Genomic DNA, 14,583 nt, shown 5'->3' with positions numbered 1-14,583 from the left:
TGTTTCCACGCCATCTACGTAAATGAAGTGAGAGAGATGACTGCCCAGACTGTTGAACACGGTACGGACTCAGTTGCCCCCGGCGCCACCGGCCGTATTGCACGTGTCATCGGCCCGGTTGTCGACGTCGAGTTCCCGGCCGACGCAATCCCCGCAATGTACAACGCGCTCACCACCGAGGTCACTCTCAACGGTGTGACCCGCCTGATCACCTTCGAGACCTCGCAGCACCTGGGTGAGAACCTCGTCCGCGCCATCTCGCTGCAGGCCACCGACGGTCTCGTCCGCGGCACCGTGGTGCAGGACACCGGTGCCCCCATCTCCGTGCCCGTCGGCGACGGCGTGAAGGGCCACATCTTCAACGTCCTGGGCAAGCCCCTCGACGTCGAGGAGTCCGCCCTCGAGATCTCCGAGCGCTGGCCGATCCACCGCAAGGCTCCGTCCTTCGCGTCGCTGGAAGGCTCCACCGAGATGCTCGAGACGGGCATCAAGGTGATCGACCTCCTGACCCCCTACATCAAGGGTGGAAAGATCGGCCTCTTCGGTGGTGCGGGCGTCGGCAAGACCGTCCTCATCCAGGAGATGATCACGCGTGTCGCCCGCAACTTCGGTGGCACCTCCGTGTTCGCCGGTGTCGGTGAGCGCACCCGTGAAGGAAACGACCTCTGGGTCGAGATGGAAGAGGCCGGCGTCCTCAAGGACACGGCCCTCGTGTTCGGCCAGATGGACGAGCCGCCGGGAACGCGCCTCCGCGTGGCCCTCTCGGCCCTGACCATGGCGGAGTACTTCCGCGATGTGCAGAACCAGGACGTGCTGCTCTTCATCGACAACATCTTCCGCTTCACCCAGGCAGGCTCCGAGGTGTCGACCCTCCTCGGCCGTATGCCGTCCGCCGTGGGGTACCAGCCCAACCTGGCCGACGAGATGGGCCTCCTGCAGGAGCGCATCACCTCGACCAAGGGGCACTCGATCACGTCCATGCAGGCGATCTACGTCCCTGCCGACGACTACACCGACCCGGCTCCGGCCACCACGTTCGCGCACCTCGATGCGACCACCGAGCTCTCCCGCGAGATCGCGTCCCGTGGCCTCTACCCGGCCGTGGACCCGCTCGCCTCGACCTCGCGCATCCTAGACCCGCAGTACATCGGGCACGACCACTACAACACGGCCGTGCGCGTGAAGCAGATCCTGCAGAAGAACAAGGAACTGCAGGACATCATCGCGATCCTCGGTATCGACGAGCTCAGCGAAGAGGACAAGGTCATCGTCGCGCGTGCGCGCCGTATCCAGCAGTTCCTCTCCCAGAACACCTACACAGCCAAGCAGTTCACCGGCGTCGAGGGCTCGACGGTCTCCATAAAGGACACCATCGAAGGCTTCGCGGCGATCTGCAACGGCGACCTCGACCACATCGCGGAGCAGGCGTTCTTCAACATCGGTGGCCTCGACGACGTCGAGCGCCAGTGGGCCAAGATCCAAGCTCAGACCGGTAAGTAACGCTGATGGCATCGCACGGCGAACTCGAGGTCGAAATCGTTGCGGCCGACCACTTCGTGTGGTCGGGCGCAGCGCGCACGGTCAACGCACGCACCGCCAACGGGCAGATCGGGATCCTTCCCGGCCACGCTCCCATCCTGGCGATCCTCGAAGCGGGTGAGCTCTCGGTGGATCCGGTCGACGGCGAACGCCTGGTGGTCGGTGTGGACGGTGGCTTCTTCTCTGTCGACTCGAACCGGGTAGTGATCGTGGCGGACAACGCCAGGGTCGGCGGTTCGGTGACTCCGGAATCCGTCTAGGGTTCCCAGCATGGAGGCACTGGGTGTGACGTTCATCTGCCTTGCGGTCGTCTTCGGCCTGCTCGTGCTCGTGATCGGCGCCTTCCTGCTTCGTCGCTACCAGCTCAACCGTGCCCTCGGCACGTTCGACGCCTCCATCCGCCTCCCTCCTAAGGGCTGGCGGGTGGGGGTTTGTCGTTATACGGACAAGAACCTGGAATGGCTCAGCCTTCTGTCGCTGAGCCCGATCCCGAAGTTCCGTTTCCTCCGGAGTTCCCTCGAGGTGGAAGGCTGGCGGGCTCCCACCGAAGCGGAGCGTGTGCGGATCCAGCCGGGGGCGATCATCGTCCAGCTGGCCTACGAGGGCGAGCCCTTCGACCTCGCCATGAAGTACGACGTCTACGCGGGGCTCTCCTCGTGGATCGAAGCCGGTCCGGTGATCGGCATCGGCACCTGGCGCTGACGGCTGCCCGAGAACGACGTCGGCCGGATCACGCCTCGAGGGGCCGCACCCAGGTACCGGCTCGCAGCACACCCTTCAGCTGCAGGTCGGGGGAGACCACCAAGGCGTCGGCACGGAGCCCGCTCCGCAGGCTTCCCACTTCGTCTGCAAGTCCGAGGACGCCCGCCGGCACTGCCGTCGCGGAGCGGACGGCATCCTCCGCGCGGACTCCCGCCTCCACCGTGCAGCGCACCACGTCGAGCAGGCTCGCGGCGCCGCCGGCCAGCGCGCCCGACGCGGTCAGGACGGCGGAATTCCCGACGACGGCGATCTCGCTCCGTCCCAGCCGGTAGGTGCCGGACGCGCACCCTGCGGCCGCCGTCGAGTCACTGACCAGGCAGATGTTCTCCGCACCCGCGATGGTGAACGCCATGCGTACCGTCTCGGGGTGCAGGTGCACGTTGTCGGCGATGAGTTCGACGGCGATCTCGCCGGCCCGGGCCCGCTGCAGGAGCAGCGGTACGGGGCCGGGGGAACGGTGATGGATCGCAGGCATCGCGTTGAACAGGTGCGTGGCTGTCGGCCGCCCGCTGAACCCCGCGAAACCGGTCGAGGCCAGTTCCTCGTTGATGAGGTCGAGGGCCGCGCTGGTCTCCTCCGTCGAGCTGTCCGTGTGCCCGATGGACGGGATGACGCCGTGCGTGACGAGTTCGTAGACGAGAACGTCGCTGCCGGGTAGTTCCGGGGCGTAGGTCATCGAGGTGAGGTGCCCCCTTCCCGCGGCGACGAGCCGTGCGACGTCCTCCTGCGTCGGCAGGAGGAGGAACGCCGGGTCATGGGCGCCGTTACGCTCCCGGGAGAGGAAGGGTCCTTCGGCGTGGATACCGGCCACCAGCCCGGCCTCGGTCGCCGCGGCGAGCCGTTCGAAGGCCGCCTCGAGGTCCTCCAGCGGTGCAGCGCAGGTGCTGGCGAGCATCGTCGTCGTGCCGCTGCGGTGGAGGTACGCCGTCGCCGCCTCGACGTCGGCGGGGGAGCCCGAGGTGAAGTCCCCGCCGCCTGCACCGTGGCAATGGAGGTCGATGAGTCCCGGGAGGATGAGGTAGCCCTCGGGAAGCCTCTCGGCAGGGGGGCCGCCTGCGGTCTGTCCCACCTCGGTGATGCGTGAACCGTCCCAGCGCAGCACGCCGTCGTCGACGATGCCCGCGTCGGTCACCAGTCGTCCGGACAGGGCAGTGGGTGTTCCGCTCGAGAGGGCCATGGTCCGATTCTAGGCCCGTCCGATTCCGGCCCGACCGATTCCGGGTCGGCCGGCAGCGGGGCGTTCTAGAAGAGGCGGGATGCGCTGTCGTCGACGCCGCGCATGGCGTCGTAGTCCAGCGTCATGCAGTCGATGCCCCGGTCCGTGGCGAGCACGCGGGCCTGCGGCTTGATCTGCTGTGCGGCGAAGACCCCACGGACCGGCGACATCAGCGGATCGCGGTTGAGCAGTTCGAGGTAGCGTGTGAGCTGCTCGACGCCGTCGATGTCCCCGCGACGCTTCAGTTCGATGGCCACTGTACGGCCCTCCGCGTCCCGGGCCAGGATGTCCACGGGACCGATGGCCGTCATGTACTCGCGGCGGATCAGGGTGAACCCGGCTCCGAGGAGCTCGATCTGCTCGGCGAGGAGCCGCTGGAGGTCCGCCTCGACCCCGTCCTTGACGAGCCCGGGGTCCACGCCGAGGTCATGCGAGGATTCGTGCAACTGCTCGCGGATGCTGATGACGAGTCGGTCGTCGCTCTTGGCATGCTGGACGGTCCAGACCTCGGTGATGCCTTCGGCACGGTCGGCGTCGTCGGGCTCGCTCACCCTGAGGGTCGCGGGCGGACTCATCCAGTTCAGGGGCTTGTAGGAGCCGCCGTCGGAATGCACCAGGACGGAGCCGTCCGACTTCACCATGAGGAGCCGCGTGGCGAGCGGGAGATGCGCCCGGAGGCGGCCGACGTAGTCGACGGAGCAGCGGGCTATCACTAAACGCACGGGCAACCTTCGGATCTACTGCGAGGGACATCCCTACAGCGCGCTATGGGCAGCCGAGCCGCCGGCGGTAGGACCTGTCCATTCTAGGGGTCGGTGGGACCGGATGCGGACCTGTGGGGGACATGCGTGCGCTGCAGGCTCCGCTCGTTTCCGTGGACCGCCGCCTGTCAGGCAGACTGGAGCGGTGCCCCGCTCCAACCGACCCAGCCGGCCCGGCAGCAGCGCGCGGAGCAAGTGGGCCCCGCCGCCGGACATCGACCTCGAACGGGCCCGTGCCGGCCTGCCGCTGCGCGAGTCCGCGCCCGACGGCGAATGGTCGGTCCGGCGCATCACCGAGCGGAACGCGGCCAAGACCTACACATGCCCCGGCTGCAACTCCGCGATCCTGCCCGGGATCGCGCACCTCGTGGTGTGGCGCGAGGACTCGCTGTTCGGGCCCGAGACGGCCCTCGCCGACCGGCGGCACTGGCATGTGAGGTGCTGGCAGACGCGCAGCTTCCGCTACTGAGGACGCGTCCGGGCCGCACGTGCGGCCGACCTAGACTGGTGGAATGGCCAGCGATACCCCCGAGTACACCTTCACGACCAGCGACGAAGCAATAGAGATCCGGGCGTCGACGGTGCTGCCCGCCGATCGCCGCGACATCGAACTGCTCACCGCGGACGGTCTGACCCTCGTGGGCGAGTTCGCGACGCCGGAGGGGCGGACGCCGGAGGCCACCCTCGTGACGCTCCACCCGCTGCCCACGCACGGCGGATTCATGGACTCCCACGTGTACAGGAAGGCGTCCTTCCGGCTCCCCGCCCTCGCGGACATCGCGGTCCTGCGGTTCAATACGCGTGGCACCTGTTCCCCCCGGGGCTGCAGCGAGGGTACCTTCGACGGCGGCGACGGTGAACGCCTGGACCTGCAGGCGGCGGTCGACTGGGCCGTGGCACAGGGACTCCACAACATCTGGCTGGTGGGCTGGTCCTTCGGCACCGAGCTGTGCCTCAAGTACGGTGCCCAGGACCCGGTGGCCGAGCTCATCGAAGGGGCCATCCTGCTCTCGCCGCCGCTGCACCGGGCAGGCGACGCCGACCTCGACGCCTGGCGCGCGAGCGGGCTTCCCCTGAAGGTACTGGTGCCCGAGTTCGACGACTACCTGGTGCCGGACGACGCGGTGGAACGGTTTTCCCGTGTCCCGCAGGCCGACGTGACGGGGATCGACGGTGCGAAGCACCTCTGGGTGGGGGAGAAGTACGCGGCCCGGGCGCTCAACGAGATCGTGGGCGTGGTGCGCCCCGATGTCGCGCTTCCGCTGCCTTCCCACTGGACGGGACCTGCCGCCGTCGCCCCGTCGCCGCTGAAGGCTGGCTGATCCGGGCCGTTGAAAGCGGGCTGAGCCGGGGCTCGATCTCGGGCTCGGCTGCGGGCGGACCGGTCGTGCTACTGGCCGTCCTGGCGGGCGATGAAGACTTCCTTGAGGAGCAGCATGACGGCTGCCGCCGTGGGGATGGCGATCAGGGCTCCGAGGACGCCGAGCAGGCTTCCGCCGGCGATCACGGCGATGACCGCTACCGCCCCGGGCACGGCGACGGCGCGCTGCATGATGCGCGGGGAGATGAAGTACGCCTCGAACTGCAGGTAGGCGACGTAGGGGATGGCGAACAGGAGCGCCGTATGCCAGCCGACCGTGAGCGCGATCAGGCTGACGAGGACCGCCGCGATCGTTCCGCCGACCAGCGGTATGAATGCCAGCAGCGCGACGACGAACGCCAGCAGCACGGAGAACGGGACGTTCGCGATGGTCATCACGATGAACGCGAAGGTCCCGTTGAGGAGGGCTACGCAGGCCTGGCCGATGACGTACATGCCCACACTGCGGGTGATCTCCTCCGACAGGACCTCCACGCGGGGCCGGCGTGAGCGGGGGGCGAGCCGGTACGCCCACTTCTTCATCCCCGGCAGTGACGCGAGGAAGTACAGCGCGAGGACCAGGATCACCAGGGTGCCGAACAGGGCGTTCAGGATCACCGTTCCGACGCCGAGCACGCCGCCGAAGATCCCGCCCACCGCGGCGCTGTTGGTGAAGAACTTGTCGATCTCCGAGGTGACGCGGTCCCGCAGCTGGAACTGTGCGTCCAGTCCGGTGAAGAACTCCGAGTTCAGGAAGTCCTGTGCGTAGCCCGGTCCCCGGTCGACGATCTGCGAGGTCTGGCTGACGATCGTCGGGATGAGGAGGGCGAAGAAGCCTGCCACGAAGCCGACGAGGATCGAGAGGGACGTGGCGATCCCCACCGGACGCGGTACGCCCTTGGTCTCGAGCCACCGCACGATCGGGTCCAGTCCGAGGGCGATGAAGAGCGCCGCTCCGATCCAGACGAGGAGCTGGCCCACATTCGTGATGATGAAGAAGGCGAGAAGGGCGAGGCCCACGCCGACGCTCATCATGAAGCCGAAGTGGATGGGATGGGACCGCATGGTCCTCGGGTAGGCGCCGCCGAACTTCAGGCGTTCGTCGGTGAGCGAAACATCGGGATCCACGGGAACCGGGGCGGGCTCGAGTTCCGGGGGGAATTCGAAGCGCGGCCGTGGCTGGGCTGCGGGGAGCGACCTGCGCGCGAGGGAGAAGAGCGAGCGCAGGGCCGACGGCGGAGGTGTCACGATGGTCGGCTGTCCGCCGGTGGAGTGCCCGTCGTCGTTGGTCCCGACGGGCTCGGGCCGCGGGAGCGGCTGATCGAGCGGAACGTCCTGGTGGTCTGTCAACGAAGAGCTCTGCTTTCACGTGAGCGGTGCTGCTACCGCTGTTAGGGTCCGACTAGCGAAACCCTAACAGCCGGTGGCAGGGCAGCGAGGTTCTTGACGCGCGGTGCTTCGCGCCGTCCGGAGGTAGTGCCCGGACGAACTTCGTTACCATTGAGGAGCTATTCCTGAGTGCGCTGTGTCGCGGCATCGCTGCGCCGGCCTCAGAGCGGAAGGGGCCACGTGGTCCGCCGTAACGGACGACGATAGGCAACCAGTGCGCGGAAAGACAGCAATACCGATCATCGTGGCAGGGCTCCTGCTGATGCTCCTCGGCATCGGTCAGCGGACGGTCTGGGCTCCCGCCGAGACGGTGACCGCGAGCGTCGCCCAGGATGCCCGGGCGGCGCCGGTCACGGTGATCGAGCCGGGCGCGCGCGACGGTGCGGGCGGACCGGTCGAGGTGACCGTGGACGCGGACGGTCCGTTCACCCTGGCCGTCGGGCGGTCCTCGGACGTCGAGGCATGGGTAGGCGACGCCGCGCACCTGAGCGTCACAGGCACCAGCGAGGACACGCTCACCTCGGAGTACTCCGAGGGTGAGGACTCCGTGCCCGAGCCCCGCGGCAGTGACCTGTGGATCAGCGAGGAACCAGGTGATGGCACGCTGACCTACCGCTGGAGCGAGCCCGCCGAGGGCGACTGGTCCATCCTCCTCGCCACCGACGGAGAAACGCCCGCTCCGACGCAGGTGTCCGTCACCCGCCCCAACGAGCAGTCCACCCCGTTCGCGCTCCCGCTGATCATCGGTGGTGCGCTCGTCGTCGTCCTGGGCATCGCGCTCCTCTTCCTCACCCCTCGCAACCGCGGGGGCCGGAACGCCGACCCCGTGGAGGGCACGCGTGCCCACGCCCGCAGGAACGGGCAGGCCGACAGGCCGGGCGGGGCTGCATACGCCGCTCCCGGTTCCGTCCTGGTCGTCGCGGGTCTGGTCGGCGCCGGATCGCTGCTGGGGATCACGCCCGGAATGGCGACGACGTCGCCTTCTGCCACGCCGACCGCAGCGCCCACCGCATCAGCCACCGCAACGGACACCGCTGCTGCGGGAGCCCCGTCGGCCGGCAGCAAGGCCAGCGGTCCGCCCGTCGTCCTCGACAGCCAGCTCGAGCGGATCCTGGGAGCAGTCGCCGCCGTTGTGGCCGACGGCGACGCCGACTCCGACGCCAAGCGCCTCGCCACGCGCGTCGACGGCGGGGCGCTGGACCTCCGCGCCGGTGCCTACGCAGTGCGGGCGAAGGACAAGAAGGCCGCGGTCCCGCCGCCGGTGGCCGCCGACCCCGTCCTGCTCGACATGATCCCCACCGACGTCGAGTGGCCGCGGACGATCGTCGCGCTCACCCAGGGCGACGAGAACCCCGTGCCGCAGGCACTGCTGCTGGTCCAGGACACGCCGCGCGAGAACTACCGGCTGGTCTCCGCCGTCCAGATGCTGCCCGGCAGCACGTTCCCCTCGCCTCCCGCTCCCGGCGCCACCGGCCCGGTTCCGCTCGACGAGTCCGGGACACTCGCGACCGCACCCCAGGACGCCGTCGCCTCCATCGCCGACTTCCTGACCAAACCGTCCGGGGACAATGCCAAGACGTTCGAGCAGAACTCCTTCGCCGAGGCGATCACCGAGTTCCAGGCCGGGGTGGTGGCCGATCCCGGCAACAAGGCGGCCACCATCACCTTCACGCACGCGGCCCAGGCCGACCGCACGCAGGCACTGCTGACGGGCGACGGCGGGGCGATGGTCTTCGGCTACCTCACCCACAAGTACTCCAGCGTCCCGAAGTCCGGCGGCACCATCGACCTCAAGGGGACCGTGTACAAGGCGCTGACCGGTAAGGAGAGCAGCCGAAAGGGCATCGACGTCAACTACGGTGAGGCCGTGATGATGTACGTACCCCCGGCCGGCAGCGACGATAAAATCCGGGTCATCGGCGCCGCCCAGCAGTTGCTGTCCGCCAAGCTCCGCTGAGCCGGACGTACCCCGAGCTTCCACCAGCAGCAGTCAGAGAAAGGCAGAGCATTGTCCACACCAGCACAGCGGGGCGGAATGCCGCCGTCGAGCATGAACCTCAGGGGAGCGGTGGACCTGTCCGCCCTCAAGGCGCGTGCCGACGCGGCAGCGCGCCCGGCAGCGGCACGGCAGGCCCCTGCTGCCCCGAGCCCGTACATCGTCGAGGTCACGGAGCAGACGTTCCCGCAGCTGGTGCAGCTCTCGGCGCAGGTGCCCGTCGTCGTGAACCTCCGTGCGACCTGGAGTGAGCAGTCGAACCAGGTGACCGCCGTGCTCGAGGCCGCTGTCGTGGAGTTCGACGGCCGCATCCTGCTGGCCAACGTCGACCTGCAGGCGCAGCCGCAGATCGCCCAGGCGTTCCAGGCGCAGGGCGCGCCCACTGTGGTCGCCGTCGTGAAGGGCCAGCCGGTGCCCTTGTTCGAGGGTGCCCTTCCGGACCCGCAGATCCGCGCCTACCTCGACGAGCTGATGAAGGTCGCCGAGGCCAACGGCGTGACCGGGACGCTGAACGACGGCTCCTCCCCGGGCCCTGCCGCGGGGGAGGAGCCGCCGCTGCCGCCCCTGCACCAGGAGGCGTTCGACGCCATCGAGAAGGGCGACTACCCCGCTGCCGCGGCAGCCTACCGCCGCGCTCTCGCCGAGCAGCCGGCCGACGCCGAGGCGAAGGCCGGGCTCGCCCAGGTGGAGCTGATGCAGCGCGTCCAGGACCTCGATGCCGCAGAGGTGCGGCAGCGCGGGGCCGACGAGCCCGATGCGGTCGGTGCGCAACTCGCGGTCGCCGACCTTGACCTCACGGGAGGCCATGTCGAGGACGCGTTCAACCGCATCATCGCGTTCATTGGGCGGACGTCCGGCGAGGACAGGGAGACGGCACGCAAGCGCGTCCTGGAGCTGTTCGACGTCGTCGGTGTCACCGACCCGCGCGTGACCAAGGCCCGCAGCGGGCTCGCCCGCGCCCTGTTCTAGAAGCCGGTCGGGCCTCGTCCCGTCCGGCCCACCACCCGCCGTTCCGATCCGTCGCCCCGAAGGATGACATGACGCCCGCAGCTGCATCGACCGGACCCTCCGGCCTCTTCGATCCGATCACGCTCGGTTCCCTCGACCTCGCGCACCGCGGCTGGGTCGCGGCCATGTGCCAGTACTCCTGCGAGCCCACCCTCGCTCCCGGGGTGCCGACCGACTGGCACCTCGTGCACCTGAGGCAGTTCGCGACCGGTGGAGCCGCGCTGATCATCACCGAGGCCGCCGCCGTCAGCCACGAGGGGATGATCAGCCCGCGCGACGCCGGCATCTACACACAGGAGCAGGCCGACGCGTAGCGCCGCATCAACGACTTCATCCACGAGCACAGTGCCGTCGGGACGAAGACGGCGGTGCAGCTCGCGCATGCCGGGCGGAAGGCGTCCACCTACTGGCCCTTTAGCGGCCGGCACGATTCGGTGGCCGAGTCGGACGGCGGCTGGCAGACGCTCGGTCCCACCGACGAGGCATTCGGCAGGTACGCCGCGCCGCGTGCCATGACCGAGGAGGACATCGACAAGGTGATCCGTGACTTCGGTGCGGCCGCTGCGCTCGCCGTCGGCGCCGGGTTCGACACGATGGAGATCCATGCCGCGCACGGATACCTGCTGCACCAGTTCCTGTCTCCGCTGGTCAACACCCGGACCGACGGCTGGGGCGGCTCGGAGGAGGCCCGCTTCCGGCTGACCCTCGAGGTGATCCGCGAGGTGCGGCGGACCATCCCGGAGTCGATGCCGCTGCTGCTGCGCATCTCGGCCTCCGACTGGACCGAGGGCGGGCTCGACGGCGCGGTGTCCGCGAGGCTCGCGAAGCGCGCGGCCGAGGAGGGTGTCGACTTCGTCGATGTCTCGTCCGGCGGGGCCGTGCCGTCGGCGTCCATCCCCGTGGGACCCGGCTACCAGGTGGCCCTCGCCGAGGAGGTGCGGTCCTCCGGCGTCCCGACCGGCGCCGTCGGACTGATCAGTGACGCCCGGCAGGCGGACGAGGTGATCCGCAACGAGCGGGCCGACGTCGTCCTGGTCGCGCGGGCCGCGCTGCGTGATCCCCACTGGTGGATGCGTGCCGCGCACGAGCTGGGTCACGACCTGCCGCCCGTCCCGCAGTACGAGCGCGCCGGCGGGTTCTGACACGACCCCCTCCTCCTTTGGGATGACGAGGGGGCCGAGCGCGCGTTGCTAGCTTGGGAGCATGAGTTCCCTCGTACCACCGCCGTCCGACGCGAACCACGCCCAGGCGGGGCCGGCTACGGCGGCCCTGAGCATCCGCGGGCTGGCCAAGCGCTTCGGCGAGAAGATCGCCGTCAACGGCGTCCATCTGGAGGTGCCGCGCGGGTCCTTCTACGGGCTCGTCGGACCGAACGGTGCCGGCAAGACCACCACGCTCTCGATGGCGACGGGGCTGTTGCGCCCTGACTTCGGGCAGGCCCTCGTGCACGGGGTGGACGTGTGGGGGCAGCCGCTCGAGGCCAAGAAGCTGATGGGCATCCTGCCCGACGGCGTGCGCCTCTTCGACCGGCTGACCGGCGAGCAGCTGGTCACGTATGCCGGGCTGCTGCGGGGAATGGACCGCGAGACCGTGGTCGAGCGGACCCGCGACCTCCTGCATGCGCTGGATCTCACGAACGACGCCGGGACGCTGGTGGTGGACTACTCGGCGGGCATGACGAAGAAGATCGCCCTGGCGTCCGCCCTCATCCATGCTCCGAGGCTGCTGGTGCTCGATGAACCCTTCGAGTCCGTCGATCCGGTGTCGGCCGCCAACATCCGGGACATCCTCGGAGGCTACGTGCAGTCCGGAGGGTCCGTCATCGTCTCCAGCCACGTGATGGATCTCGTGCAGCGCATGTGCGACCACGTCGCCGTCATCGCGGCGGGCACCGTCCTCGCGGCGGGAACGGTCGATGAGGTCCGGGGCGATGCGACACTCGAGGACCGCTTCGTCGAACTGGTCGGTGGACGCACCACGTCGGAAGGGCTGTCGTGGTTGCGCACCTCCTGAGGCTGAAGCTCCTCCTGCTGCGCAATTCGCTTCGGCGGAGCACGGCGCAGCTCATCGGCGTGATCCTGGGCGGCCTGTACGGTCTGGGCGTCCTGTCGTTCATCGTCATCGGCCTCGTGCTCCTCGGCAGTGCGGACGTCGAGCTCATCCGCACGATCCTGGTGATCGGCGGCTCCGCTACCGTGCTCGGATGGATCATCATCCCCATCGCGGCCACGGGCATCGACATGACCCTCGACCCGGCGCGCTTCGTGACCTTCGCGATCCCTCAGCGTCAGCTGTTCGCGGGGCTCGTCCTCGGTGGTCTGCTGGGCGTGCCCGGCGTGGTGACCCTGATCGCCGCCCTGGCGCAGACGGCAACCTGGATCCGCTACCCGGCCGCCGCGCTGGCCGCGCTGGTCTGCGGACTCGTCGCGGTCCTCCTGTGCGTCGTCGCGTCGCGGCTCGTCACGACGGCGGTGTCCTCGATGACGGGATCGCGCCGCTTCAAGGACGTCAACGGCATCGTCGCGTTTCTCCCGCTCATCTTCCTCGGGCCGATCATCGGGGGAGTGACGGCGGGTTTCCAGAATTCGCCCGGCTTCGCCGTGTCCCTCGCCGAGGTCCTCGCATGGACTCCGCTGGGCGCACTCTGGGCAGCGCCGGCCGACGTGGCTGCGGGATACCCGGGTCTGGCCGTCGTGCGCTTCCTGATCGGGGTGCTCACCCTCGCGCTGGTCCTCGTGCTGTGGAGCCGCATGCTCAGCCGCGCCCTGGTCACCCCTCCCTACAACGCGGTCGCTATGCGGGCCGGGGGGAGGATCGGGTGGTTCGGCCGGTTCCCCGCCACGCCCGCCGGGGCTGTGGCAGCGCGGTCGCTCACCTACTGGTTCAGGGATCCCCGATACTTCGCCTCGCTCGTGGTGATCCCGTTCCTGGCGGTGCTTCTTTACTTCTCAGGGGGAGGATCGGGCGGCGCCTTCGCCTTCCTCGGTCCCGCCACCGCCTTCCTCCTGGCCTGGTCCATCGCCGCCGATATCTCCTACGACAACACGGCCTTCAGCCTGCACCTCTCCACGGGGGTGAGGGGCCGCGACGACCGTCTGGGCCGTGCCGCGGCCCTTCTCGTCTTCGCGCTGCCGGTCACGCTGGTGTTCACGGTGCTGCCGTTGCTCATCACGGGACGCGCCGAGGATCTGCCGGTGATGCTGGGCCTGTCGATCGGCCTCCTGCTCACCGGGGCGGGGCTGTCCAGCGTCGTGTCGGCGAGGTACACCTACAACGTCCCGCTGCCCGGCGAGAGCGCTTTCAAGACGCCGCCGGGGACGAGCTTCACGATGTTCGCAGTGCAGATGGTCGGGTGGTTGGTGATGTTGCTGCTGGCATTGCCCGAGATCATCCTGACCATCGCGTATTTCATCACCGACCGGGCCCTGTACGGCTGGCTGACGCTGCTGGCGGGAGTGGTCTTCGGCGTGATCCTGCTGGTCGTCGGGATTCGGACGGGTGGCCGCTGGTACGACAGGAGGGCTCCGGAGCTGCTGCTGTCCGTGTCGGCCAACCGCTGACGGCTGTGCTCTCCCTGCTTCCAGCTGCACTTTTCGCCTGCCCACGTCTCCGTCCTCCCCGGAGCTGTGCATAACCCCTCGTGGTGCAAGGGGCCGAGGGCTATGCTGGGGGCCATTCCGGGTGGCTGGTCGATGGTGACGGGGGAGTTGCGTGTACTTCAGGCGTACAAGTGGCCGTCCTCGTGGGGCAGCATTGCCGGCGCGGGCCGCGATTGCGCTGATGCTCCTGACTGGGTGCCAAGGCGACGGTGACCCGTCCGCCAACGAGACGCAGAGCCCTCCTTCGTCGACGTCAGCACCGACAACCGCGGAGGCGTCCCCGTCGGCCACGGCCTCGCCGAGTCCCGAACCGTCGCCTGCATCGTCGGCAGGTCCGGCAGCCAACATCCCTGTTCCCGTGAAGCCGGCACTGGCGGACGAGAATTCGAAGGAGGGCATGGAGGCCTTCACCAAGTACTGGTTGGAGCTGTTCTCGTACGGTTACGAGACGAACGACTGGGCGCCCTTCGAGGCGGTGACAGACCCTGGATGCAGGACGTGCAATCAGACACGGCAAGTAGTGCAGGATTACTACGCTGGCGGGGGTTGGATGAGCGGAGGCGAATTCCAACTTATTGATTTCGGTACCGATTTTCGTATAAATACGTCCGGATCGATCCAAGGGTTCGTGAACTACCAGCAGACGGACATTATGTACTACCAGAATGATGGAAATAATTCCGAGAGTGAAGCTCCGGGGGCGTCAGTCAATGTGACTTTCTCACTATACGAAGGTGACTCTTGGGTTATGCTAGATTTTGGAAGACCCGAGGGAACATGAGGCGATTATCTGGCTGCGTGCCACTGTCCACGACGCTCATTCTATTCAACCTCTTCTCAGCGTCCCCCGCTTTCGGTGAAAGCGAGGTCCCATCTGCCTTCGCTGAACATAACGAATTCGGTGCTTCTAATTCTTTGCGGTCCCAACACCGGGACGTCTCGGCCCCTTCTGC

General features: G+C 68.4%; 13 protein-coding genes and 1 pseudogene. 11 read left to right on the top strand and 3 right to left on the bottom strand.

The window, feature by feature from the left end; translation table 11 throughout:
• The first annotated feature begins 36 nt into the window (after positions 1–36).
• Genes atpD through ACX80I_RS02045 form a run of 3 tightly spaced genes read left to right on the top strand, consistent with a single transcriptional unit; the run spans position 37 to position 2,241 of the window.
• Positions 37–1,500, top strand: a complete 1,464-nt coding sequence (gene atpD / locus ACX80I_RS02055; RefSeq protein WP_459311053.1) for a F0F1 ATP synthase subunit beta — start codon at positions 37–39, stop codon at positions 1,498–1,500.
• A 5-nt stretch (positions 1,501–1,505) separates the two neighbouring features.
• The gene (locus ACX80I_RS02050) at positions 1,506–1,799 is read left to right on the top strand and encodes a F0F1 ATP synthase subunit epsilon (protein WP_459311051.1); all 294 of its coding nucleotides are present in this window, start codon (positions 1,506–1,508) and stop codon (positions 1,797–1,799) included.
• Between the two features lie 10 nt (positions 1,800–1,809).
• The gene (locus ACX80I_RS02045; RefSeq protein WP_459343505.1) at positions 1,810–2,241 is read left to right on the top strand and encodes a DUF2550 domain-containing protein; all 432 of its coding nucleotides are present in this window, start codon (positions 1,810–1,812) and stop codon (positions 2,239–2,241) included.
• Between the two features lie 28 nt (positions 2,242–2,269).
• Here ACX80I_RS02045 and ACX80I_RS02040 read toward each other — a convergent pair whose 3' ends face one another.
• A complete protein-coding gene (locus tag ACX80I_RS02040) occupies positions 2,270–3,478 on the bottom strand; it encodes an N-acetylglucosamine-6-phosphate deacetylase (protein WP_459343504.1) in 1,209 nt (402 codons plus the stop codon).
• 65 nt (positions 3,479–3,543) lie between these two features.
• Positions 3,544–4,239: an endonuclease NucS gene (gene nucS / locus ACX80I_RS02035; RefSeq protein WP_459343503.1), complete on the bottom strand. Its 696-nt coding sequence runs from the start codon at positions 4,237–4,239 to the stop codon at positions 3,544–3,546.
• 184 nt (positions 4,240–4,423) lie between these two features.
• Here nucS and ACX80I_RS02030 point away from each other — a divergent pair, with 184 nt between their 5' ends.
• The gene (locus ACX80I_RS02030; protein ID WP_459343502.1) at positions 4,424–4,747 is read left to right on the top strand and encodes an Rv1322 family protein; all 324 of its coding nucleotides are present in this window, start codon (positions 4,424–4,426) and stop codon (positions 4,745–4,747) included.
• 43 nt (positions 4,748–4,790) lie between these two features.
• Complete coding sequence (locus ACX80I_RS02025; RefSeq protein WP_459343501.1) at positions 4,791–5,600, top strand: alpha/beta hydrolase; 810 nt, start codon at positions 4,791–4,793, stop codon at positions 5,598–5,600.
• Positions 5,601–5,668: 68 nt separating this feature from the next.
• Here ACX80I_RS02025 and ACX80I_RS02020 read toward each other — a convergent pair whose 3' ends face one another.
• Entirely contained in the window at positions 5,669–6,988 is a 1,320-nt protein-coding gene (locus ACX80I_RS02020; RefSeq protein WP_459343500.1) for an AI-2E family transporter, read from the bottom strand.
• A 253-nt stretch (positions 6,989–7,241) separates the two neighbouring features.
• Between ACX80I_RS02020 and ACX80I_RS02015 the strand changes: the two genes are divergently transcribed.
• The 6 genes and pseudogenes from ACX80I_RS02015 to ACX80I_RS01990 all read left to right on the top strand — a co-directional run bounded on the left by ACX80I_RS02015 (position 7,242) and on the right by ACX80I_RS01990 (position 14,411).
• The gene (locus ACX80I_RS02015; protein WP_459343499.1) at positions 7,242–8,984 is read left to right on the top strand and encodes a DUF8094 domain-containing protein; all 1,743 of its coding nucleotides are present in this window, start codon (positions 7,242–7,244) and stop codon (positions 8,982–8,984) included.
• 51 nt (positions 8,985–9,035) lie between these two features.
• A complete protein-coding gene (locus tag ACX80I_RS02010; RefSeq protein WP_459343498.1) occupies positions 9,036–9,992 on the top strand; it encodes a tetratricopeptide repeat protein in 957 nt (318 codons plus the stop codon).
• A 68-nt stretch (positions 9,993–10,060) separates the two neighbouring features.
• Positions 10,061–11,173: pseudogene (locus ACX80I_RS02005) on the top strand (NADH:flavin oxidoreductase/NADH oxidase).
• A gap of 61 nt (positions 11,174–11,234) precedes the next feature.
• Positions 11,235–12,044, top strand: a complete 810-nt coding sequence (locus tag ACX80I_RS02000) for an ABC transporter ATP-binding protein (RefSeq protein WP_459343497.1) — start codon at positions 11,235–11,237, stop codon at positions 12,042–12,044.
• The gene (locus ACX80I_RS01995) at positions 12,026–13,591 is read left to right on the top strand and encodes a transporter (RefSeq protein ID WP_459343496.1); all 1,566 of its coding nucleotides are present in this window, start codon (positions 12,026–12,028) and stop codon (positions 13,589–13,591) included. Before ACX80I_RS02000 ends, ACX80I_RS01995 begins: the two co-directional genes overlap by 19 nt.
• 220 nt (positions 13,592–13,811) lie before the next feature.
• Entirely contained in the window at positions 13,812–14,411 is a 600-nt protein-coding gene (locus ACX80I_RS01990; RefSeq protein ID WP_459343495.1) for a DUF6318 family protein, read from the top strand.
• The last annotated feature ends 172 nt before the right edge of the window (positions 14,412–14,583 follow it).

This window comes from Arthrobacter rhamnosi, assembly GCF_054510855.1.
Note: the sequence above shows the minus strand (reverse complement) of the source record. Positions and strands in the feature narration are given on the sequence as shown.